The 23,424-nt window shown below is 68.6% G+C and carries 21 protein-coding genes; 16 read left to right on the forward strand and 5 right to left on the reverse strand.

From position 1 onward, the window contains the following. Positions 1–155 precede the first annotated feature (155 nt). From FE811_RS18765 to FE811_RS18825, 13 genes are all read left to right on the forward strand, one after another. Complete coding sequence (locus FE811_RS18765) at positions 156–1,598, forward strand: MmgE/PrpD family protein (protein ID WP_116220622.1); 1,443 nt, start codon at positions 156–158, stop codon at positions 1,596–1,598. A 45-nt stretch (positions 1,599–1,643) separates the two neighbouring features. After that, complete coding sequence (locus FE811_RS18770; RefSeq protein WP_116220621.1) at positions 1,644–3,569, forward strand: AMP-binding protein; 1,926 nt, start codon at positions 1,644–1,646, stop codon at positions 3,567–3,569. Positions 3,570–3,576: 7 nt separating this feature from the next. After that, positions 3,577–4,374, forward strand: a complete 798-nt coding sequence (locus FE811_RS18775; RefSeq protein ID WP_244294861.1) for an enoyl-CoA hydratase/isomerase family protein — start codon at positions 3,577–3,579, stop codon at positions 4,372–4,374. A gap of 7 nt (positions 4,375–4,381) precedes the next feature. After that, a complete protein-coding gene (locus FE811_RS18780; RefSeq protein WP_116220619.1) occupies positions 4,382–5,773 on the forward strand; it encodes an MmgE/PrpD family protein in 1,392 nt (463 codons plus the stop codon). A gap of 12 nt (positions 5,774–5,785) precedes the next feature. Next, positions 5,786–6,172 (forward strand): cupin domain-containing protein, encoded by a 387-nt coding sequence (locus FE811_RS18785; RefSeq protein WP_072464147.1) that lies wholly within the window; start codon positions 5,786–5,788, stop codon positions 6,170–6,172. Continuing rightward, positions 6,169–6,876: a nitroreductase gene (locus tag FE811_RS18790; RefSeq protein WP_116220618.1), complete on the forward strand. Its 708-nt coding sequence runs from the start codon at positions 6,169–6,171 to the stop codon at positions 6,874–6,876. Before FE811_RS18785 ends, FE811_RS18790 begins: the two co-directional genes overlap by 4 nt. 228 nt (positions 6,877–7,104) lie before the next feature. Beyond that, positions 7,105–7,989, forward strand: a complete 885-nt coding sequence (locus FE811_RS18795; RefSeq protein WP_208861509.1) for a CoA ester lyase — start codon at positions 7,105–7,107, stop codon at positions 7,987–7,989. Further along, a complete protein-coding gene (locus tag FE811_RS18800) occupies positions 7,986–8,819 on the forward strand; it encodes a MaoC family dehydratase N-terminal domain-containing protein (protein WP_116220617.1) in 834 nt (277 codons plus the stop codon). The genes FE811_RS18795 and FE811_RS18800 overlap by 4 nt, the downstream gene beginning before the upstream one ends. After that, positions 8,816–9,685 (forward strand): MaoC/PaaZ C-terminal domain-containing protein, encoded by an 870-nt coding sequence (locus FE811_RS18805; RefSeq protein ID WP_036760004.1) that lies wholly within the window; start codon positions 8,816–8,818, stop codon positions 9,683–9,685. Before FE811_RS18800 ends, FE811_RS18805 begins: the two co-directional genes overlap by 4 nt. A 14-nt stretch (positions 9,686–9,699) precedes the next feature. Next, positions 9,700–10,752, forward strand: coding sequence for an acyl-CoA dehydrogenase family protein (locus tag FE811_RS18810; RefSeq protein ID WP_116221658.1), 1,053 nt, complete (start codon positions 9,700–9,702; stop codon positions 10,750–10,752). 3 nt (positions 10,753–10,755) lie between these two features. After that, the gene (locus FE811_RS18815) at positions 10,756–11,919 is read left to right on the forward strand and encodes an acyl-CoA dehydrogenase family protein (protein ID WP_208021422.1); all 1,164 of its coding nucleotides are present in this window, start codon (positions 10,756–10,758) and stop codon (positions 11,917–11,919) included. Positions 11,920–11,937: 18 nt separating this feature from the next. Beyond that, positions 11,938–12,852 (forward strand): SDR family NAD(P)-dependent oxidoreductase, encoded by a 915-nt coding sequence (locus FE811_RS18820; protein WP_036760006.1) that lies wholly within the window; start codon positions 11,938–11,940, stop codon positions 12,850–12,852. A gap of 61 nt (positions 12,853–12,913) precedes the next feature. Beyond that, positions 12,914–14,110 (forward strand): acetyl-CoA C-acetyltransferase, encoded by a 1,197-nt coding sequence (locus FE811_RS18825; RefSeq protein ID WP_116220616.1) that lies wholly within the window; start codon positions 12,914–12,916, stop codon positions 14,108–14,110. A gap of 71 nt (positions 14,111–14,181) precedes the next feature. On the opposite strand, the gene FE811_RS18830 is transcribed toward FE811_RS18825, so the two are convergent. Then, a complete protein-coding gene (locus FE811_RS18830; protein WP_116220615.1) occupies positions 14,182–15,669 on the reverse strand; it encodes an aldehyde dehydrogenase in 1,488 nt (495 codons plus the stop codon). A 151-nt stretch (positions 15,670–15,820) separates the two neighbouring features. Here FE811_RS18830 and FE811_RS18835 point away from each other — a divergent pair, with 151 nt between their 5' ends. From FE811_RS18835 to FE811_RS18845, 3 genes are read left to right on the forward strand one after another with little or no spacing between them, the layout of a single operon-like run. After that, positions 15,821–17,101, forward strand: coding sequence for an MFS transporter (locus FE811_RS18835; protein ID WP_166435378.1), 1,281 nt, complete (start codon positions 15,821–15,823; stop codon positions 17,099–17,101). 12 nt (positions 17,102–17,113) lie between these two features. Further along, positions 17,114–18,298, forward strand: coding sequence for a CaiB/BaiF CoA-transferase family protein (locus FE811_RS18840; RefSeq protein WP_036760017.1), 1,185 nt, complete (start codon positions 17,114–17,116; stop codon positions 18,296–18,298). Positions 18,299–18,320: 22 nt separating this feature from the next. Then, the gene (locus tag FE811_RS18845) at positions 18,321–19,103 is read left to right on the forward strand and encodes an N-acyl homoserine lactonase family protein (RefSeq protein ID WP_083539318.1); all 783 of its coding nucleotides are present in this window, start codon (positions 18,321–18,323) and stop codon (positions 19,101–19,103) included. A 79-nt stretch (positions 19,104–19,182) separates the two neighbouring features. On the opposite strand, the gene dctP is transcribed toward FE811_RS18845, so the two are convergent. From dctP to FE811_RS18865, 4 genes are all read right to left on the reverse strand, one after another. Beyond that, positions 19,183–20,217 carry a TRAP transporter substrate-binding protein DctP gene (dctP, locus tag FE811_RS18850; protein ID WP_116220613.1) on the reverse strand — a complete coding sequence of 345 codons (1,035 nt, stop codon included), beginning with the start codon at positions 20,215–20,217 and terminating at the stop codon, positions 19,183–19,185. 164 nt (positions 20,218–20,381) lie between these two features. Next, complete coding sequence (locus tag FE811_RS18855; RefSeq protein ID WP_116220612.1) at positions 20,382–20,951, reverse strand: DUF2889 domain-containing protein; 570 nt, start codon at positions 20,949–20,951, stop codon at positions 20,382–20,384. Between the two features lie 17 nt (positions 20,952–20,968). Beyond that, entirely contained in the window at positions 20,969–22,123 is a 1,155-nt protein-coding gene (locus FE811_RS18860) for a CaiB/BaiF CoA-transferase family protein (RefSeq protein WP_116220611.1), read from the reverse strand. Between the two features lie 20 nt (positions 22,124–22,143). Then, positions 22,144–23,343: a CaiB/BaiF CoA-transferase family protein gene (locus tag FE811_RS18865; RefSeq protein WP_116220610.1), complete on the reverse strand. Its 1,200-nt coding sequence runs from the start codon at positions 23,341–23,343 to the stop codon at positions 22,144–22,146. Positions 23,344–23,424: the final 81 nt, after the last annotated feature.

The following is a 23,424-nucleotide window of genomic DNA, read 5'->3' on the forward strand; positions in this document are numbered from 1 at the left end:
GACGGGCCGAACTACCCGAATATGTGACAAGGCGAGCTATCGGTTTTTCCTTTGGCCGGGACAGAAGCACACGATGAACGAAATTCTAGCGCCTGTTAGATGATCGGGCGATAGTCGCCGGCAGGAGAACCGGCCGCCAGGGAGGACGCTGCAAGATGACCACGATGATCCAGAAATTCGCCGACCTGGCGTCCGGCACCCGGATCGAGGATCTGCCGGCCGAGGCCATCGGGGAAACGGCGCGCATCCTGCTCGATTCCATCGGCGTCGCCGTCGCCGGCATCGGCGAGCTGAAGGGCCGCGCCGGGATCGCCTACGGCAAGCTGATCGGCGGCGGCCAGGGCGATGCGACGATCATGGGCACCGGCGACAAGGTCTCGGCCTTCGGCGCCGCCTTCGCCAATGGCGAGCTGATCAACACGCTGGACATGGACGCGATCATGCCGCCCGGCCATGTCACCCCCTATGTGCTGCCCGGCATCATGGCGCTTGGCGAAACCATGGCCAGGGACGGCAAGGCGGTCGCTCTGGCCATCGCCGTCGGCCACGAGATCTCCTGCCGCATCGGCATGGGCATGGACTACCTGCGCGACACCAGGGACGGCAAGGTCGACCCGCCGCCGGTCTTCGGCTATGCCGAGACCATCTTCGGCGCCGCGGCCGCCATCTCGATGCTGCGCGGCCATTCGGCCGAGGTGACGGCGAACGGGCTGGGGATCGCGGGCTCGGTCTCTCCGGTCAATGCGCAGACGGCCTGGTTCCAGCACGCGCCCAGCTCGACCATCAAATACCTGCATGCCGGCGTCCTGACGCAATCGGCCTTTACCGCCGCCTATGCCGCCGAGCTGGGCCATCGCGGCGACATCCAGATCCTCGACGACGAGGAATTCGGCTATCGCCGCTTCATCGGCACGCGGCGCTGGTTTGCCGACCGGATGGTGGCGGACCTGGGCCGGGAATGGCGGTTCGTGGACCTGTCGGCCTTCAAGCCCTATCCGCATTGCCGCATCCTGCACGCGCTGATCGACGAGATGCAGGATCTGCTGGACCGGCACCAGATCGCCGTCGAGGAGATCGAGGGCATCAAGGTCTATGTCGAGGGCATGGTCGAGCAGCCGGTCTGGCTGAACCGCGAGATCCTGCTGCCGCATGACGCGCAGTTTTCCATCGCCCATGGCATCGCCGTCGGCGCCCATCGCGTGCCGCCGGGCCGGGCCTGGATGGACCCGGAGCTGGTCTTCGGCGACTCGGTCATGGGGCTGATGGACAAGGTGACGCATGAGGTGCATCCCGATTACGTCAAGCTCTTGACCGGCAATGCCGCGAGCCGCCCCGCCAAGCTGGAGATCCGGGCGCGCGGCCGGACCTATGCCGGCGAGCGGCGCTATCCCAAGGGCACGAAATCGCCCGACCCGGCCAGCCACATGACCAATGACGAGCTGATCGCCAAGTTCCTGAGCAACGTGGACGGCATCCTGCCGCGCGGCAATGCCGAGGCCATCGTGGAACTGGTCATGGACCTGCCCCGGCTGGACGACCTTGGCCGGGTCATGCGGCTGACCGCGCCCGACGCGCAGGGCCCGGCCCCTCGCAACTGAACCACAGCCGGCGCCCGGATCGCCGCGAACCCGGAGGAAATCAAGATGACAGCCCCAGAAGCCTGGACTCCGCAGCAGAAGCATCTCGACAGCGCCCATGTGCTGAAGCTGGCCGAAAGGCTGGGCGTCCGGGATTACGATGCGCTGCTGGCCCTGTCCGTCGAAAAGCCCGAGGCCTACTGGCAGGCGGCCGCGGATTTCCTGGGCATCGAATGGGACAGGGCGCCCGAGGGCTATGTGGACCTCTCGCGCGGCAAGGAGTTCCCGCAATGGTGGCCGGGGGCGCGGCTGAACTGGGTCAATACCGTGCTGGCCCATGCCGGGACCGCGCCCGACCGCATCGCCGTCATCGACGAGGCCGAGGACGGGACGGTGCGCCGGATCACCTTTGCCGAACTGGCCGTCATGGTGCGCCGCTTTGCCCATGGCCTGCGCCGGCTGGGCATCGGGCGCGGCGACCGGGTCGGGCTGCTGCTGGACAACGGCATCGAGGCGACGGTTTCCGCGCTGGCCATCCCCTATATCGGCGCGATCATGGTGCCGCTGTTCTCCGGTTTCGGGCATGAGGCGGTGATCTCGCGGCTGGAACCCAGCGCGGCCAGGGCGGTGATCGCCACCACCGGCTTTGCGCGCCGGGGCAGATATGTCGACATGCAGGCGGTGATGCAGGAGGCGCGCAAGCACCTGCCCTCGGTCGAGACGATCATCTGGAAGGACGCGCCTGGCGTGGCGATTCCCCTAGGCGACCTGACCTGGAACCAGGTGGCGGAAGCCGACGACGACCACCGCCCCGCCGAAAGCATGGGGCCGATGGACCCGTTCATGGTGATCTATACCTCGGGCACCACCGGCAAGCCCAAGGGGCCGGTGCATACCCATGGCGGCTTTCCGCTGCGCATCGCGCATGACTCGGCGGTGCATTTCAACGTCGGGCCGGGCGACGTGTTCTGCTGGCCGGCCGACATGGGCTGGATCGCCGGCACGCTGGTGCTGTCCACGGCGCTTCTGCGCGGGGCGACGCTGGTGCTTTACGCCGGCGCGCCGGACTTTCCCGACTGGTCGCGCATGGGCAAGCTGATCGAGGATCACAAGATCACCCATTACGGCTCGGCCCCCACGCTGATCCGCGGCTTTGCCGCCAACGAGGCGCTGGCGCTGAAGCACGACCGCTCCAGCCTGCAACTGCTGATCACCGCGGGCGAGGTCATCGACGCCGAACATTTCGCCTGGTACCAGAACCGCTTCGGGGCGAACGGCAGCCCGGTCATCAACTATACCGGCGGCACCGAGGTTTCGGGCGCGCTGCTGTCCTCGGTGCAGGTCAAGCCCATCGCGGCGGGCGGCTTCAACACCGCGTCGCCGGGCATCGACGTGACCGTGACCGACCCGCAGGGCAACCCTGTCCTGGGCGAGGTCGGCGAGGTGGTGATCCGCGCCCCCTTCATCGGCATGACGGCCAGCTTCTGGCAGGACGACGCGCGCTATATCGACAGCTACTGGTCCACGATCCCCGGATCATGGGTGCATGGCGACCTGGCGGTGAAATCGCCCGACGGCAGCTTCGTGGTCATGGGCCGCTCGGACGACACGCTGAAGGTCGCGGGCAAGCGCCTGGGCCCGGCCGAGGTCGAGGAGGTCGTGCTGGAGATGGAGGAGATCAGCGAGGCGGCGGCGGTCGGCGTCAGCGACCCGGTCAAGGGCCAGAAGCTGGTGGTCTTCGTCCTGCCGATGCCGGGCTTTGCCGGGGATCGCGACGACCTGGCCAAGCGCGTGGCGAATGCGGTGGGCGACCGGCTTGGCAAACCCTTCAAGCCGGGCAAGGTTCACCTGGTGACGCAACTGCCCAAGACGCGCTCGGGCAAGATCATGCGCCGGCTGATCCGGCAGGCCTATGCGGGGGAAAAGCTGGGCGACCTGTCCTCGCTCGACAACCCGGCGGCGCTGGACGAGATCGCGGCACTTGGCAAGTGAGGAAATGATGGACGCCTATTCGCATTACACCGCCTTTCGCGCCGACATGCCGCATCCCGGCGTGCTGCGGCTGACGCTGAACCGGCCCGACAGCCTGAACACGCTGGACAAGGCCGGCCACCAGGAGATCGCCGATGTCTGGAAGCAGATCCACAAGGACGATGCCGTCCGCTCGGTCCTGCTTTGCGCCGAGGGGCGGGCGTTTTCCGCCGGCGGCGACTTCAGCCTGGTGCAGGAGTTGATCGACGATTTCGGCGCCCGCGTGCGCATGTGGCACGAGGCGCGGGAGCTGGTCCACAATATCCTGGATTGCGAAAAGCCCATCGTCTCGGCCATCCAGGGCCCGGCGGTGGGCGCCGGGCTGGTGGCGGCGCTGCTGGCCGACATTTCCATCGCCTCGAAAAAGGCCAAGATCGTCGACGGCCACACCCGGCTGGGCGTGGCGGCGGGCGATCATGCCGCGATCATCTGGCCGCTGCTTTGCGGCATCGCCAAGGCGAAATACTACCTGATGCTGTGCGAGCCGATGACGGGCGAAGAGGCCGAGCGCATCGGCCTCGTCTCGCTGGCCGTCGAGCCCGAGGAACTGGCCGAGCGGGCGATGAATGCCGCGATCCGGCTGGCCGAGGGCGCGCCGACCGCAATCCGCTGGACCAAGCATTCGCTCAACAACTGGATGCGCGCCGCCGGCCCCGCCTTCGACGCCTCGCTGGCGCTGGAACTGCTGGGCTTCGGCGGGCCGGAGGCCAGGGAAGGGCTGGCCTCGCATCTGGAAAAACGCATGCCGGATTTCGGCAACAAGTGAGGAAGCCATGACCCTGCCCCCGCTGGAAGAAGCCGTCGCCCGCCTTGTCACCGACCTGCGCCACGATGCGCTGCCGCCCGAGGCGCTGGAAGGCGCGCGCCGGCTGATGCAGGACCAGCTGGCCCTGCAGGTCGGCAGCGCCAGCCTGCCATGGAGCCAGGCGCTGCTGGCGCTGGCCAAGCGCAGCCACGTGCCCGGCAAGGCCCGCGTCGCCGCCTCGGGCGAGCGGATGAGCGCGGGCGACGCCGCCTTCGTCAATGGCAGCTATGGCCACGGCTTCGAATATGACGACGCGCATCGCGCCAGCTCCAGCCATCCCGGCAGCTGCGTGGTCCCCGCCGCGCTGGCGGTGGGCGAGGAAATCGGCGCGACCATGGCGCAGGTGATCGAGGGCATCGTCGCCGGCTACGAGGTCTATACCCGCATCGGCAACCTTGCCGCGCCGCAGCTGCTGGAACGGGGCTGGCACCCGCATGCGATCCTGTCGAATTTCGGCGCCGCCGCCGTGGTCGCCCGGATGCGCGGATTCGACCTGGAGCGCACCGCCCATGCGCTGTCAATCGCGCTGTCGCATGCCTCGGGGACGACGGAATACACCTCCTCGGGCGGGTCGATCAAGCGCGTCCATGCCGGCATCGGCACCCGCAACGGCATCCGCGCCGCGGAAATGGCCGAGGCCGGGCTGACCGGGCCGACCACCTTCCTGTCGGGCGCCAAGGGGTTCTTCCGCACCTTCGTGCAAAAGGACATCCCCGCCGACCAGGCCGCCCTCTTCGGCAAGGACCAGGGCTTCGAGATCGCGAAAGTCTGGATCAAGCCCTATTGCTGCTGCGGCATCAACCACGCCTATATCGACGGCGCCCGCCAGCTGGCCAACCGCGCCGACCGGATCGAGGCGATCGAGCTGGGCATCCAGACCGGCGGCAACATCATCGTCGGCAACGCCAACGCCAATGCCTATGCGCCCAAGACCATCGAGCATCTGCAATACTCCCTGCCCTTCCAGTTCGCCCTGTCGCTTCTGGGCCAGGGCAACGGCTACGAGACGCATTCCGCCTATATGCAGGGCGCGCTGGACCTTTCCGAAGGCAGCGAGGTCGCCCGGATGGCGCAGCGGGTGAAGATCACCGTCAAGCCGGAACTCGACCGCGCCCATCCCGGCAAATGGGTCGGCGACATCACCGCGCGCATGGCCGACGGGGCCGAGGAAAGGCTGTTCATCCTCGACCCGCTGGGCACGACGGAAAACCCGGTCTCGCAGGCCGACCTGGATGCCAAGTTCGACGACCTGACCCGCTTGGCCCTGGGTGCCGAGCAGTCGGCGCGGCTGCTGGCGACGATCAAGGCCGGCGATCCGGCGCTGCCGGCGGCCAAGCTGGTCGCGCTGCTGATCCGCTGAACGGAGGCTGCGATGTTCCCCGTCGACCTGACCACCGGCTGGCAACCTGTCCCCGAAACCGCGGGCATCGCAGTGAAACCGCTCAGCGGCGCGCTGGACGAGGCCGCAGGCCAGGGCTTTCGCACCCGCTATGTCCGCATCCTGCCCGGCGGCGAAACCTTCGCCGCCTTCACCCACCCCTATTGGGAGGAAGCGCTGCTGGTCGAGGGCGAGGTGACGCAAAAGGAAACCGGCGTGACGCTGAAGGCGCCCGCCTATGTCATCCGCCCGCCGGGCACGCCGCACGGGCCGATCCGCTCGGCCACCGGCTGCCTGATGATCGAGACGCAATATTTCGCAGAACGCGCCCTGGGACTGGCGGATTACCTCGACCCCAAGGCGCCGGAGGGCCTGGCATGAGACAGATCGAAGACATCCCCGCGGGCGAGGAAAGCGATGCCGATGTGCTGCGACGCCTGATGCGGGCGCGATACAGCTGCCGCGCCTTTCGCCCCGATCCGGTGCCCGAGGAAACCATCCGGCGCATCGTCGATACCGCCCGCTGGGCGGCCTCGTGGTCGAACGTGCAGCCTTGGGACGAGCTGATCGTCACCCGGCCCGAGACGACGGCGCGGCTTTCCGCGGCGCTGCTGGCCGAGGCCGAGGCGCATCCCGAGATCGCCTCGGACATCCCCTATCCCGAAAGCTATCCCGCGCCGAACATGGCCCGCCGCCGCGAGGTCGGCTTCGGGCTTTACGCCGCGCTCGGCATCGCGCGCGAGGATCGCGCCGCCCGCCACGCGCATCACCTGAAGAATTTCCGCTTCTTCGGCGCGCCGCATGTGGCGCTGCTTTCGGTGCCCCGCGCGCTTGGCCCCTATGGCGTGCTGGACATCGGCGCCTTCGTCTCGTCCTTCCTGCTTGCCGCGCAGGCCGAAGGGGTGGCGACCGTGGCGCAGGCGGCGCTGGCCCAGCACGCGCGGGTGATCCGCGCGGTCGTCGACCTGCCCGAGGACCGCGATTTCGTCTGCGGCATCTCGTTCGGATACGCGCTGCCCGAAGATGCGGCGAACCGCTTCCGCTCGACCCGGATCGAGCCCGAGGCGCTGTTCCGCTTCGCCTGAGCGGTCGCGGATGGCCTGCCCCGCCACGGGGAAAGGGCAGGTTCACCACCCGCGCAGATATAGGCTTTGCCTATATATACCAACAGGTTTTGCCTTGTTTGATTCTATGGAATTTCCCCGCTCTCCATGAGAACACATGGGAAAAGCCCGGCCTGGCGGTTGCTCTCCGTCCCGCCGGCGCCAACGGAAACAACCTGCTTGCCGACCAGCGACCCAACGGAAAATCTTATGGCTGACATTCATACCCTGCCGCTTCGCAGCCTGCTGTTCTGCCCCGGCTCGAACGCCGACCGGATGGGCAAGGCGATGGCTTCGGGCGCGGATGCGGTGATCCTGGACCTCGAGGATTCGGTCGATCCCGCGGCCAAGGCCGAGGCGCGGGCGCTGGTGGCCGAGGCGCTGGCGGCGCCGCGCGCTCTGCCGGTCGCGGTGCGGGTGAACGCGGCCGACACCGCCTGGCACCTGGCCGATCTGGCCATGGCGGTGCGCGGCGGCGCCGATGCGATCATGCTGCCCAAATGCGGCGGCCGGCCGGATCTGGCGCAGCTTTCCGACCGCATCGACGCGCTGGAGGCCGGTTTCGACCGCCCCGCCGGCCGCATCACCATCCTGCCGCTGGTCACGGAATCGGCGCTGGCGCTGCTCGACATGGATTACCGCGCGGCGACGCCGCGGCTGGCCGCGCTGTGCTTTGCGGGCGAGGATCTGGCCTCGGACCTGGGGGTGATGGCGCGGGCGAGCGGGCAGATGAACCCGCTGCTGGCCCATGCCCGCCGGCAGGTCGCCATCGCGGCGGCGGCCGCGGGCGTACGCGCCATCGACACGCCCTTTCCCGATCCGCGCGCGGCCTCGGGGTTGGAGCTGGAGACGCGCGAGGCGCTGGCGCTGGGTTTCGCCGGCAAGCTCTGCATCCATCCGGCGCAGATCGCCACCGTCCACGCCACGCTGCGCCCGGCGCCCGAGCGGGTGGAATGGGGCCGCGCGGTGATCGCGGCGCTGGAAGGCGCCGCGAACGGCGTCGCCGTGGTGGACGGCAAGATGGTGGACATCGCCCATCTGCGGCTGGCGCATCGCTATGTGCAGATGGCCGCGCTTTCGGAGGGCACGGCATGACCGGCATCGACATCGCCCATCTGCAAACCTGGATCGGCCGGACCGAGGAAAGCCGCGACGTGATCGCGCCCGCCCATGTCCGGCGCATGGCGGCGCTGCTGGACCGCCCCGCCCCGGCCAGGGGCGAGGCGCTGCCGCCGCTCTGGCACTGGACGTTCTTCACCCCCGAGGCGCCGCAATCGCAGATCGGCCCGGACGGGCACCCCCGGCGCGGCGGCTTCCTGCCGCCGGTGCCGCTGCCGCGGCGGATGTGGGCGGGGGGCCGGCTGACCTTTCACGCACCGCTTCATGTCGGCGAGGAGGTGAGCCGCACCAGCGAGATCCTGTCCGTGACCGAGAAATCCGGCCGCCAGGGCGCGCTGGTCTTCCTGACGGTCAGGCACAGCCTGGCCACCGGCGCCGGCCTTGCCATCGAGGAGGAACAGGACATCGTCTATCGCGAACCCTCGACCAGCGCCCAGCCGGCGGCGGTGGCGGAGGTCGCGCCCGCCGACTGGCGCGACCCGCTGGACCCCGACCCGGTGCTGCTGTTTCGCTATTCGGCGCTGACCTTCAACGCGCATCGCATCCATTACGACCTGCCCTATGCCACGGGCGAGGAAGGCTATCCCGGCCTGGTGGTCCACGGCCCCCTGACCGCCACCCTGCTGATGGAGGGCTTTGTCCGCCACATCGGCAAGCCACCCCGCAGCTTCAGCTTTCGCGGCCAGGCGCCGCTGTTCGCCGGCGGCCGGATGCAGGTCTGCGGCCGCGTCACGGCCGAGGGCCACGATCTCTGGGCCGAGGGCCCCGGCGGCTATACCGGCATGAGCGCCAGGGTGACGGCATGAGCATCGACCTGGACAAGCTGATGCGGCTGGAGATCCCCGTGGTGCGGCAGGAGCTGACGCCGCGCGACATCGCGCTTTATGCGCTGTCGATCGGCATGGGGCGCGATGCGCTGGACGCGCGGCAGCTGCCTTACGTCGATCCGCTGCAAGGGCCGCAGGTGATGCCGGCCATGGTGCTGGTGATGGCGCATCCCGGCTTCTATCTCGGCCACCCGGATTCGGGCGTCGACCCCAAGGGCGTGCTGCATGCCGACCAAGCCATCGAGATCCTCGGCCCGATCCCAGGCAAGGGCACGGTGGAAAGCCGCACCCGCATCACCGAGGTCATCGACAAGGGCGCGGGCAAGCCGGCGCTGATCCTGGCCGAGACCGAGCTTTCCGACGGCGAGGGCCGCCGCTTCGCCCGGCTGAACCGCACCACCTTCATCCGTGGCGGCGGCGGCTTCGGCGGGCCCTCTGAGCCGCGAAACCCCGTGCCGCGCCTGCCCGAGCCCCAGACCGCGCCGGATCATGTCGTCGACCTGGAAACCGCCGACGCGCAGGCGCTGATCTATCGGCTGAACGGCGACCTGAACCCGCTGCACAGCGACCCAGAACTGGCCCGCAAGCTGGGGTTCGAGCGGCCGATCCTGCATGGGCTTTGCACCATGGGCGTGGTCTGCCACGCGCTGCTGCGGGCGCTTGGCGGCTATCGCGCCGAGACCATGCGCGCGGTGCGGCTGCGCTTTGCCAAGCCGGTCTATCCGGGCGAGACGATCCGCAGCGAGATCTGGGCCGACGGCCGCTTCCGCGCCCTGGTCCCCGCCCGCGACGCCGTGGTGATCGACGGCGGCCTTGCCCGCTTCGATCCCGCCCCCGAACCATGAACCCGGAGCCGAACATGATCCCCGAGGACGTTCTTTCGTCGATGGAAATGATCCGCGACAGCGCGCGCGGCATCACCGGCCAGGACCTGACCCGCATCCGCAAGCTGCGCTACAGTTCTCCCGGCTTCGACCGCGCGGTCTGGTCGGAAATCTGCGCCCTCGGCTGGCCCACCCTGCGCCTGCCCGAGGACAGGGGCGGCGTCGGCCTGGGCCTGCTGCCCTATGCCGCGCTGGCCGAAGAGACCGGCCGCGCCCTGCTGCCCGAGCCGCTGATCCCGGCGGTGCTGGCCTCGGCCCTGCTCGACGGCGCGGCGTTGGAGGCGCATCTGGACGGCGCACGGCTGGTGATCCCGGCCTGGACCGAGGCGCGCGGCACGCTGGAGCCCGCGGGCGATCCCGCGATCCGCGACGGCAAGGTCACGGCGAGCCGGATCCATGTGCCGATGGCGGCGGGGGCGGATGCCTTCCTGGTCGTCGGCGCCACGCAATCGGCGCTGGTCGCCGCCGATGCGCCCGGCGTGACCGTCACCACCGACGAGACGCAGGACGGCGGCCATGTCGCCGCCATCCGCCTCGAGGATGCGCCCTGCGCCGTGATCGCCGCCGACCCCCGCCCGGCGCTGGCCGAGGCGGCGCTGGCGACCGCCGCCTATCTGCTGGGGCTGATGGAGGGCGCGCTGGACATGACCGTGGCCTATCTCAAGCAGCGGGTGCAGTTCGGCAAGACCATCGGCCAGTTCCAGATCCTGCAGCACATGGCCGTGGACGCCCGGCTGGAGATCGAGGTCAGCCGCGCCAGCATCGAGCAGGCGGCGCTGCAATGGGACCGCGAAGGGCCGACGCCCGCCACCCAGGCGGCGATCTCGCGCGCCAAGGCGCGGGCCTCGGCCTCGGCGATGAAGGTGACGCGCGACTGCATCCAGCTGCATGGCGGCATCGGCTTTACCGACGAACACGACATCGGCCTGTATCTGCGCAAGGCCATGGTCGAGGCGGCGCGCTTTGGCGGGCCGTCCCAGCACCGCGCCCGCTTCGCCCGTCTGAAACCCGTCACGCAGGAGGCATGAGCCATGGCCCATGATGCGTTCAAGCTGGACGACTACAACGCACTCCCGGACGAGGATTTCCGCGCCCTGGTCCGCCGCTTCCTGGCCCAGAACCACCCGCCCCATCTGCGCCACCCGGCCAAGCGGCTGCATTGGGACGATGCCGAGCCCTGGTACATGATCCTGTCCGCCGCCGGCTGGCTGGCGCCGAACTGGCCGCGCGACCATGGCGGCATGGGGCTGAACCCCGGCAAGCAGCTGATCTATGTCGAGGAATTCGAGAAATTCGGCGCCGCCCGCACCCCCGACCACGGCATGATGCTGCTGGGGCCCCTGCTGATCAACTACGGCTCGGAAGAGCAGAAGGCGCATTTCCTGCCCAGGATCCTGTCGGGCGAGCATATCTGGTGCCAGGGCTATTCCGAACCCAACGCCGGCTCTGACCTGGCCAACCTGCGCACCGAGGCGGTGCTGGACGGCGACGAATGGGTGGTGAACGGGCAGAAGATCTGGACCACGCTGGCCGGCGATGCCGACTGGATCTTTTGCCTGGTCAGGACCGACAAGACCGGCAAGAAGCAGGAGGGCATCAGCTTCCTGCTGATCCCGCTGGACACGCCCGGCATCACCATCCGGCCGATCATCAACCTGGAGCTGGACGACGAATTCTCGGAAGTGTTCTTCGACAACGTCCGCGTGCCCAAGGGCAATATCGTGGGCGAGGTCAACCAGGGCTGGACCATGGCCAAGAACCTGCTGGGCTTCGAGCGGATCTTCCTGGGCGGCCCGCGGCAGTCGGCCAGCGCGCTGGCCAAGCTGCGCCGGCTGGGCCAGCATTACGGCCTTCTGGACGATCCGGCCTTCGTCGACCGCTACGCCGGCTTCCAGATGGAGCTGGAGGACCACCAGGCCATCTTCAGCCGCGTCGCCGACAAGCTGCGCCGGGGCGAGAGGCTGGGGCCCGAGGTCAGCTTCCTCAAGCTGAACCAGACGGCGCTTTACCAGCGCATCACCGAATACGGGCTGGAACTGATGGCCGAGGATGGCGGGCTGCTGGCGCCGCTCATGGGGTCGAACGACCTGGCCATGCCGACGCAGTTCCTGAACGCCCGCGCGGCCACGATCTATGGCGGCACGACCCAGGTGCAGAAGAACATCCTGGCCAAGGCCGTGCTCGACCTGCCCTGACACGAAAGGACAACGGAAATGACCCAGATACTGGACGGCAAGGTTGCGCTGGTCACAGGCGCCGGCGGCGGCATCGGCCGCGCCATCGTCATCGCCATGGCCCGCGCCGGCGCCTCGGTGGTGATCAACGACATCGGCGTGTCGCTGTCGGGCGAAGGCGGCTCGGCCAGCCCGGCCGAAGAGGTCAAGGCAGAGATCGAGGCCTTCGGCGGCAAGGCCGTCATCAACACCGACAGCGTCTCGGAATGGGACGCGGCGCAGCGCATGGTGGCGCAGGCCAGGGACAGTTTCGGCCGGCTCGACATCGTGGTGAACAACGCCGGCATCCTGCGCGACGCCATGTTCCACAAGATGACGCCCGAGCAATGGCTGGCGGTGATCGGCGTGCATCTGAACGGCAGCTTCTTCGTCAGCCGCGCCGCGGCCGAGATCTTTCGCGAACAGGAAAGCGGCAGCTTCATCCACATGGTCTCGACCTCCGGCCTGATCGGCAACCTGGGCCAGGCGAACTATTCCGCCGCCAAGCTGGGCATGGTCGGGCTGTCGAAGACCATCGCGCTGGACATGAAGCGCTACAACGTGCGCTCGAACTGCATCGCGCCCTTCGCCTGGGGCCGGATGACCAGCAATATCCCGACCGAGACCCCGGACCAGATCGCGCGGGTCGAGAACCTCAAGAAGATGACGCCGGAAAAGAACGCGCCGCTCGCGGTGTTCCTGGGCTCGGATGATGCCGGGGACGTGACCGGGCAGATCTTCTCGGTGCGCCGGAACGAGATCTTCCTGCTCAGCCAGAACCGCCCGATCCGCTCGGTCCACCGCGACGGGGACTGGACGGCCGAGACCGTCCGCGACCACGCCATCCCCGCCCTGCGTTCCTCGTTCTACCCGCTGGAGCGCAGCCAGGACGTCTTTACCTGGGATCCCTGCTAGGGCCCTGCCGGGACGGGCCGCGGCCCGTCCGCCGAAACCCCGACCACCAAGGAGAAACCCCATGCGCCGCGCCGCCATCGTCAGCCCGCTTCGCACCGCCGTCGGCGGTTTCGGAGGCGCGCTGCGCCCCGTTCCCGTCGAGGTTCTGGGCGGCACCGTCACCAAGGCGGTGCTGGAAAAGACCGGCCTCGATCCCGCGCTGATCGAGGACGTGGTCTTTGCCCAGTCCTATGCCAATTCGGAAACCCCTTGCGTCGGGCGCTGGATCGCGCTGGACGCCGGCCTGCCGATCGAGGTGCCGGGCCTTCAGACCGACCGGCGCTGCGGCGGCGGCTTGCAGGCGCTGGTGACGGCGGCGATGATGGTGCAGACTGGCGCCTGCGACGTGGTGCTGGCCGGCGGCGTCGAGTCGATGTCGAACATCGAGTTCTACACGACCGACATGCGCTGGGGCCGGCGCTCGGGCACGACGCAGTTCTACGACCGGCTGGACCGGGGCCGCGAACGCTCGCAGCCCGTGCATCGCTTCGGCTATATCTCGGGCATGATCGAGACGGCCGAGAACCTGGCCCGCGACTACGGCATCACCCGAGAAGAGGCCGACGCCTTTGCCGCCGAAAGCCACCGCCGCGCCGCCGCCGCCTGGGCGGACGGGCGCTTTGCCCAGGAGGTCGTGCCGGTCGCGGTGCCGCAGCGCAAGGGCGATCCGCTGGTCTTCGACCGCGACGAGGGCATCCGGCCGGACACCACCCCGCAATCGCTGGCCAGGCTGCGGGTGATCCAGAAGGACGGCACCGTCACCGCCGGCAATGCCGCGCAGCAGAACGATGCCGCCGCCGCCTGCCTGGTCGTGGCCGAGGACAAGCTGGAGGAACTGGGCCTGACCCCCATCGCCTTTCTCAACGGCTGGTCGGCCGTGGGCTGCGACCCGTCGCGCATGGGCATCGGCCCGGTGCCGGCAACCGCCAAGGTGCTGCAAAAGACCGGGCTGAAGATGTCCGACATGGGCCTGGTCGAGATCAACGAAGCCTTCGCCGCGCAAGTCCTGGCCTGCCTGAAGGACATGGACTGGGACGAGCGCGACAAGCTGAACGTGAACGGCTCGGGCATCTCGCTGGGCCATCCCATCGGCGCGACCGGGGTGCGGATCATGACCACGCTGGTCCATGAAATGGCCCGCCGCGGCACCCGCTATGGGCTGGAGACCATGTGCATCGGCGGCGGCCAGGGCATGGCGGCCGTGTTCGAACGCGCCTGATCGAAGGGCAGGAAATGAAAAGGGGCGAGGCTCGCAGCCTCGCCCCTTTCGCATGGCCCTGTCCCTCGCGGTCAGTCCAGGTTGATGTAGGTGGCTTTCGGGTAAAGGAAGCTCTCGACATGCTCGCGGGCGCCCTTCCAGCCATAGCCGCTCATCTTGGTGCCGCCAAAGCCGATGGCCGGGTCCAGCACGCCGTAGCAATTGACCCAGACCGTGCCGGCGCGGATGCCCTGAGCGACCTTGTGCGCCGTGCCCAGGTTCTGCGTCCAGACCCCGCCGGCAAGCCCGTAGGGCGTGTCGTTGGCCAGCCGCAAGGCCTCGTCCATGTCGTCGAAGGGAATGACCGAGGCCACGGGGCCGAAGATCTCTTCGCGCGCGATGGTCATGTCGTTGCGGACATTGGCAAAGACCGTCGGCTCGACATAGAAGCCCGCCGCCAGCTCGCCGCCCGGACGACGGCCGCCGGCGACCAGCTCGGCCTCGCTGCCGCCGATGCCGATGTAATGCTGCACCCGCTCGAGCTGGCGTTGCGAGACCAGCGGCCCCACCTGCGTCTGCGGATCGCAACCGTCGCCGACGCGGATCGTCGCGGTGAACTCCTTCAGCCGCGCCACGAATTCGTCATGAACCCTGCGCTGCACGAAGATCCGCGTGCCGGCCACGCAGACCTGCCCGGTATTGGTGAACACGCCCATCGCCGCGCCCGGCACCGCCTTGTCCAGGTCGGCATCGGCAAAGACGATGTCGGGCGACTTGCCGCCCAGCTCCATCTGCAGCCGCTTGAGATTGCCGGCCGAGGCGCGGGTGATCGCCTGCGCGGTGCCGACCGAGCCGGTGAAGGCCAGCCGGTCGACGCCCATATGCTCGGCCAGGGCCTGCCCGGCCTCGTGACCATAGCCGGTGACGACGTTGATGACGCCCTCGGGCACGCCGGCCTCGAGCATCAGCTCGGACACGCGCAGCACGGAAAGCGAGGCGTCCTCGGCCGGCTTCAGCACCGCCGTGCAGCCGGTGGCCAGCGCCGGGCCAAAGATCCACCACAGCCCGATCAGCGGCCCGTTCCAGGGGATGATGCCGCCGACGACCCCCACCGGCATCATCTGCTTCAGCGTCAGGAAATGCCCCGGCAGCGAGTTCCTGGGCGCAGCCACCGTGCCGGCATCGCATTGCGAGGCATAGAATTGCAGCACCTGCGAGGTCCATTCCCGCAGGTTGCGGGTCCGCGACAGCGGCGCGCCCATGTCCAGCGTCTCGATCAGCGCCAGTTCCTCGAAATGATCAAGGACCAGGTCATGCACCTTGAGCAGCAGCTTGCGGCGCTGGTGCGGGGTCCAACGGCTCCAGTCACCCTCGAAGGCGCGGCGGGCGGCGGCGACGGCCAGGTCGACGTCGCGCGCGTCGCCGCGGGCGATCCGGCAGATCTCCTGCCCGGTCGCGGGGTTGATGGCGGCGATCTGCTCTCCGCCCGCCGGATCGACCCAGCGGCCGCCGATCAGCAGCTTCTTGGCACCCTGCACAAAGGCCGGCCGTTCGGGCCGGTCGTGGTTTTGGCTTGTCATCTTGATCCCTCCATCGCCAAAGGATCGGCCAGCACGGCACGGCTGTCGATGCCCGGCGCCGAGCCATTCCCGCAGCCTGCAACCTCCATAGGGAAAACCTTTGTGGTTTCGTGCTGATGCAGACGCAGGCCCGCGCTAGATGCATAGTCGTATGGCAGCGCTGCCGGCGACAGCGCCGGGCTTTCCCAGGGCGGCCGCGACCGCCAAGGCACCGCCGATCCACCGAAACAACCCCCGCGACGAGAGCAAGGTGACAGCACAGACCCCCGAACAGGACGGCAAGGCAAGGCACGGCGACGGCCTGCTGCTGGTCGATACCATCCTGATCTCGGGGCTGAACAACGCGACCCTGGCCTCGGCCCGGCTGGTGCTGCCGATGATCGCGCTGGGGCTGCATGTCGGCACCGCCCAGGTGGGCATCATGGCGGCGCTGTTCACGCTGGTGCCGATGATCTTCAGCGTCGGCTTCGGCCGCTGGGTGGACCGGACGGGGACGCTGGTGCCGATACTCAGCGCATCGGGGCTGATCCTGCTGGCCAGCCTGCTTTTCGAGGTCTTTCCGGCCGCCCCCGTGCTTTACGCGGTGGCCGGGCTGATCGGGGCGGGCGCGGTCTTCAGCCATGTCGCCGCCGCCCGCGCCGTGGGCGAGATCGGCGCCATCGCCGACCGGCCGCGCAACCTGGGCTATCTGGTCGTCGCCTATTCCGTCTTCCAGTTCCTCGGCCCCATGGTCGCCGGGCTGGCCTATCAGTTCTGGGGCGCGGCCGCCGCGCTGTTCAGCATCGGCGCCTCGGCGCTGCTGGCGGCGCTGCTGGTCTTTGTCCTGCCCCACAACTTCGACCGCAGCCCCAGCGCCGGCCGCACGGACCGGCCCGGCCCCACGACCGAGCTGCTGCGCATTCCCGCCCTGCGGCAATGGCTGATCATCAGCGCCGTGTTCAGCTCGGCCCAGACCATCTATCCCTTCATCATCTCGCTGCACGCGCTGGAGGTCGGGCTGTCGCCGGCGGCGGCGGGGCTGATGCTGGGCGCCTTTGCCATCGGCACCGCGATTTCGCGCCTCAGCGTCGGCATGATCACCCGCCGCTTCAGCGGCAATGCCATCTCGCGGCTGGCGCTGATCGGGGGTGCCCTGGGCTATGCGCTGCTGCCGCTGGCACGGGACTTCGCCGCGCTTTCCGTGCTGAGCCTGGTGCTGGGCGTCATCATCGGCATCGGCGTGCCCATCGCGCTGGCGCTGATCTATGGCGCCGCCCCCGAACGCCGGGTGAACGAGGCCATCGGCCTGTGCATGGCCATCACCAATTTCCTGCAAACCGCCACACCGTTGCTGCTGGGCTTTCTGGCCTCGGGGCTGGGATCGGGCGCGATGACCTGGGCGCTTGCGCTTGGCATGGCGGCATCCTCGGCCCTGACGCTGGCCCGGCGCTGAAAGGAGAAACCCGTGACCCAGACCCGCCAGCCCGCGCTTGCCGGCATCCGCGTCCTCGACCTTGGCCGCTATATCGCCGCACCCTTCTGCGCCCAGCTTCTGTCGAACGAGGGCGCCGAGGTCATCCGCATCGAGCCGCCCGAGGGCGCCACCGACCGCGAGGTCATGCCCATCGGCATCCCCGGTGCCGGCGGGCTTTACATGCAGGTCAACGCCAACAAGAAGTCGCTGACGCTGGACTATGCCAGGCCCGCGGGCCGCGCCGTGCTGGAGCGGCTGGTCGCGACGGCCGATGTCGTGATCGTCAACCTGCCGCAAAAGGCGCTGCTGAAACTGCGGCTGGACCATGCCACGCTGAGCGCGATCAAGCCCGACCTGATCCTGACCACGATCTCGGCCTTCGCGCCCGATGGCGAGGACCGCGACCGCGTGGGCTTCGACGGCACCGGCCAGGCGCTGAGCGGGGCAATGTATCTGACCGGCTTCGGCGACACCCCCACGCGCGAGGCGGTGTCCTATGTCGATTACGCCACCGCCATGGCGGCCGCCTTCGCCACCACCTCGGCCCTGCTGGAGCGGGCGCGGACGGGCAAGGGCCAGCATGTGCAATGCTCGCTGATGGGCACGGCGCTGACCATGATGAACCCGATGCTGATGGAAGAGGCCTCGGGCTATCGCTCGCGCCGCCCGATCGGCAACCGCAGCCCGATCGCCGGGCCTTCCGACCTGTTCCGCGCCCAGGACGGCTGGGTGATGATCCAGGTCATCGGCGACCCGATGTTCGCCCGCTGGGCGCGGATGATGGGGCGCGAAGACCTGCTTTCCGACCCGCGCTTCGCCTCGGATTCGCTGCGGGGCGAGAATGGCGAGGCGCTGAGCGCCATCCAGCAGGAATGGTGCGCCGGCCGCACCGTCGCCGAGTGCCAGGCGGAGCTCACGGCGCATTCCCTGCCCTCCTGCCCCTGCCTGACCCCGGCCGAGACGCTGCGCCTGCCCGGCCTGGCCGATTATACCGACCCGATCCGCGCGGGCGAGGCGCCGGAGCTGCCGCTGGTCACGCGCGCGATCCTGACCGAGGCCGGCCGCGCGCCGCGCAGCCTCGCACCCGCCCTTGGGGCCGATACACAGGCGCTGCTGGAGGGGCTGGGGCTGGGCGCCGCGGAAATCGACGCCCTACGCGCCGAAGGCATCGCCTGAAATCAAGCGAGGGAGGAGGAACATGGCAAGGATCAGGATGACGGCGCTGGACGTGGCGCCCCTGTCGCTGGAAAAGGCAAAGATCGCGACATTCCAGCCCGGACATGTCGATCTGGTGACAACGGTAGCCGTGATCGAGCATGAACGCCACGGCATCCTGCTGTGGGACACCGGCATCAACGGCGCGGTGCTGGACCCCGAGGCGGGCTATTGGGCGCCGGGACTGGCCGAGGCTTTCGGCACCCAGGGCATCAGCCGCGACCATATCGTCGACCGCCAGCTAGAACGGCTGGGCATCGGCCGGGGCGACGTGCGCCATGTCGTCTATTCGCACCTGCACCTGGACCACTCGGGCGGCGCGGAATATTTCCCCGATGCCGTCCATGTCGCGCAGCGGGCCGAGCTGAACTATGCCTTCTGCCCCGATCCCTGGACGCGGCCGGTCTATTGCGACAAGGACATCGACCGCCTGCGCCGGGTCGAGCTGCTGCCGCTGGAGGGCGATGCCGACCTTTTCGGCGACGGCTCGGTCAGGCTGCTGCGCACGCCGGGCCACGCGCCGGGGCACCAGAGCCTGCTGCTGGACCTGCCGCACCGGGGCCGCATCCTGCTGGGCGGCGACGTGGCGCATCAGCGCGACCAATACCGGAACCACATCCCGATGCCCTGGGACCATTGCCTGTCCGACACCACCGCCTCGCGCCGCCGCGTCGCCGCCATCGAGCGGGGCGGGGTGCCGCTGTTCCTGTGCCACGAGCAGGCCGATTTCGCGCAGCTGCCGACGCAGGGCACCTTCTGGGACTGACCGGCCCGCCAAGCGCGAACGGAAAAACCCCGGCCCATCGGCCGGGGTTTTCATGTGCGGGGCGGCAGGCCGGGCGCGGTCAGTCCACGCCCAGGGGCTGCGCGTCGTGGAATGCCTGAAGGATGGCGGTGCCGGACAGGCCCTGGCCGTCCATGCGCTGCGCCCAGGCGTCGATGACCGGCGCCAGCTTTTCCTGCCAGCGCGGCTCTTCCTCGGCCGTGACCGTGACCGGGACATAGCCGTGCTGGTCGATCATTTCCTGCCGGACGCGGGCCTCGTCCTGGTCCAGCCATTTGCAGAAGCGCGGCTGCATCTGGGCGGCGGCCTCCTCGAAGGCGGCCTTGGCCTTGTCGGACAGCCCTTCCCATTTCTTCTCGCTGATGGCGAAGATCACCGAGGTCGAGCCGAGGCTCGGCCCTTCCAGCCCGTATTTGAACAGCGTGTCCAGTTCATAGGGCGGGGCCGAGTGATAGGGCCAGAACGCCCCGTCCATGGTGCCGCGCCGCAGCGAATCATTGACCTCGGGCGCCTGGATCTGCACCGGCACCGCGCCAAGCGCACGCGCCGTCTGCTCCATCGCCGCGCCCGAGGCGCGCAGCTTCAGCCCCTTGAGGTCGTCAAGCGTCCTGAGTTCCCTGGAGGTGGTCATGGCCTTGTAGGTGGGCAGAACCGCCACGAACAGCGGGCGCAGGCCCTGGGGCTTGTATTCCGCCTCGTAGAGCGGGCCGCCGGGCTGCGCGATCGCCCAGAGCTTGCCGGTCGCCTCGCAGGCGCTGCCGTATTTGACCGGCAGTTCCGAAACCGAGGTCAGCGGCAGCTTGTCGGGCATGTAGGAGCCGACCAGCACCGCCATATCCGCCAATCCGCTGCCGAGCAGGCCGATATAGTCCTTGCCCAGCTGGCCGGCGGGAAAGTTCTGGAACTGCACCTCGCCGCCCGTCGCCTCGGTGATCATCTCGGTAAAGGGCTGGCCGCCCTCTTTCCAGCCGAAATGCGTCGGCGGGAACATATGGGTGAATTTCAGCGTCACCTGGTCCTGCGCCAGGGCCGGCTGCACCGCCCCCGAGGCAAGGATCGCGGCCGCAAGCGCGGCCTTTCTGGCAAGGTCCAACATCAACTCCTCCGATCTGTTGGTATGGCGGCGGTTTCCCTTCCCGCCGCGCGTTCGGGCTGATTGCCATTTCTAGGGCGAAACCGGCCGCGGATGGCCCGAATCCGTCTTTTGCACAGCAGAATACGATGCCATCCATCGGAAACACCTCTGACCCGCGGGCGGGCTCATTCCTTGCCGGCCTTGTCCGCATGTTCGGGCCACAGGCTGGCCACCAGGTCGCGGTTGCGGCCATAGGCATAGCAGCTGTCGATCTTGACAGGATTGCCGTCCCGGTCCCGCGCATCCAGCAGATGCAGCCGCTCGACCGTCATGGTCTGATAGGCGGCACTGGCCAGCGGCGTCAGGATTTCCTTGAGATGCGTGCAGGTGTCGCAATTGGGCAGGCGCTCGCGGATCGCCCGGTTCCAGCCGCGCCCGATGCTGACCCCGACCATGGCCTGCAGCGTATCGCCGCCGCCGGGACATTGGCGATAGGGATGCGAGGCGATGAAGGTGCCGATTTCGGTGATCACCATGTCCTTGTCGAAAACCACGGTGACGCCCAGGTCATGCACCGGCGCGCCGGCCGGCACCGGCCGGGAATCGCCCGGCGGGGTAAAGTCCACCGGCTTGCGGTCGGTCAGATGCGCCCGCAGCTCGAACCGGCCGTCGCTGCGCCGGTAGCCGCGAAAATCCAGGCGGCGGTGGTGCATCTCTTCGCGGGTGATGCCGTCGTCTTCCGGCAGGTCCGGCATGGGTCTCCTCCTGTGGCTCAGGCCGGCTTTCCGGCCAGCAACCGCTTCAGGGCATCGTCGTCGTCGCCGATCTCGGGCGCGGCATGCAGCGGCGGCGGGCGCCGGCCGTCGAAGGACAGCGGCAGCTGGACGGTCTCGATCTCGTCCTCCTGCGGCTTGGCGATCATGCCAAGCGCGCGGGTCTGCTGGTGGTGGAACAGCTCGGCGGTGGTCTGCACCGGGGCGGTGGCGATGCCGAAGCGGCCCAGGTGGTCGTCCCAATGGGCACGGTTCTGCGTCGCCAGCCGCTCGCCGATCAGGCGGTCGATCTCGTCGCGATGGGCCAGCCGGCCGGCATTGGTGGCGAATTTCGGATCGCTGGCCCATTCCGGCCGGTCCAGCGCCTCGCAAAGCCGGGCGAACAGCCGGTCGTTGGCACAGCTGACGATCTGATAGCCATCCGCCGCCCGATAGGCGCGATGCGGCACGATGAACGCCACGCCCGAGCCGAAGCGGCCGCCCGGCTCGCCATCCGCGGCGTAATTGGCGATGCCCACGGTCATCCAGGCGATGGCGGTTTCCAGAAGCGAGCTGTTCACCGTCGCGCCCTGCCTGGTCCGCGCCCGGCGGAACAGCGCCGCCAGAATGCCGATCACCGCCCACATGCCGGTGCCGAAATCCACGATCGAGACGCCGGCGCGGACCGGGGCCTGCCCCTCCTCGCCGGTCAGGCTCATGATGCCGGCGAAGGCCTGCATCAGCGGGTCATAGCCCGGCAGGCGGTTCATCGGCCCGACATGGCCGAAGGCGCCGACCTCGCAGCAGACCAGATCGGGCTTCAGCGCGCGCAGGCTTTCCGGGTCCAGCCGGTATTGCCCGGCCGAGCCGGGCCGAAGGTTGTGCAGGAACACGTCGGCATGGTCGCGGATCAGCACATGCAGCGTATCGAGCTGCGCCGCATCCTTCAGGTCCAGGCAGATCGAGCGCTTGCCGCGGTTCAGCGAATGATAGGCGGCCCCGCTGCCCTTCCATTGGCTCGGCCCCCAGCTGCGCGAGGAATCGCCGGGGCCGGGACGCTCGATCTTCCAGACCTCGGCGCCAAGCGCCGCCAGCACCTGCCCGCCGAAGGGCGCCGAGGCGCTGTCGCCCAGTTCCACCACCACGATGCCTTTCAGGGGTAGCTCGTCGCTCATTTCCGTCTCCTCCGTCTCGCTCAATCGGCCGTCCGGGCGCCGCCGCTGGCAACGAGGCCGGCGGCCTCATCCTCCGAGAACCCGTATTCGCCGAGCAGTTCCAGGGTGTTTTCGCCCAGCCGCGGGCTGTGGTGGCGCAGCTCGGGCTTGCTCTCGCTCCAGCTTTGCGGCAGGCCGATGGTGCGCAGGCGCCCCTCGCTCGGATGGTCCTGCATTCCGAAAAAGCCCACCGCCTGCATATGCGGATCGCTGAGCAGGGTTTCGGGCGTGTTCATCCTGATGACCGGGATATCGGCCTCGGTCAGCAGCCTTTCCCATTCGTCGCTGGTCCTGGTCTCGAAAACCTTGCCGAGGAAGCGGTAAAGCTCGTCGATATGCTGGGTGCGGCCGTAGATCGTGGCATAGCGCGGATCCTCGGCCATCTCGGGATGGCCCGACAGATGGAAGAAGCGGTGCCAGTGCTTGTCGTTGTAGACGTTGACGCCCAGATAGCCGTCCTTGGTCCTGTAGGGCCGGCGGTCGGGGCTGGTCATGCGCACATAGCCCCAGTCGCCGATGGGCGGATCGAAGGTCAGCCCATACATGTGGTCGCCCATGACGAAATGGCTGAAGGTCTCGAACATCGGCACCTCGACGCATTGGCCGTGCCCGCTGCGCTCGCGATAGTAAAGCGCCGCCGTGACCGCATTGGCCGTGGCCATGCCGACGATGCGGTCCGCGATGGCCGAGGCGACATAGACCGGCTCGCCATTGTTGCGCCGCCCCTGCACCACCGGCATGCCGACGCCGGCCTGGATCAGGTCGTCATAGGCCGGACGGTCGGCATAGGGACCGTCCTGGCCGAAACCGAAGCAGCCGCAATAGACCAGCCGCGGGTTGAGCTTGTGAACCTCGTCGAAGGACAGGCCCAGCCTGGCCAGCGTCCTGGGCCGGAAACTGTGCAGCAGCACGTCCGCCGATTGCAGCATCTTCTTCAGCGCCGCAAGCCCCGCCGGGTTCTTGAGGTCCAGCACGATGCTGCGCTTGTTGCGGTTCAGGTGCAGAAAGATGACGCTCATGCCCGGATTGCGGGCGGGGCCGACGCCGCGGGTGGTGTCGCCGCCGGGCGCCTCGACCTTGCAGATGTCGGCGCCCAGGTCGGCCAGCAGCAGCGAGCCGTAAGGCCCCATGAAATTCGAGGTCAGGTCGATGACCTTCACATCCGCAAGCGGTCCCGGCATCTTCTTCCTCCTCCCATTCCTGCGTCCCCGGCCAACCTGCCGGAAACGCTCATTTTCATTCTGCGCATCGGAAGACGGGCA

This window comes from Paracoccus sp. FO-3 (assembly GCF_006386455.1).
Classification (GTDB): Bacteria; Pseudomonadota; Alphaproteobacteria; order Rhodobacterales; family Rhodobacteraceae; genus Paracoccus; species Paracoccus versutus.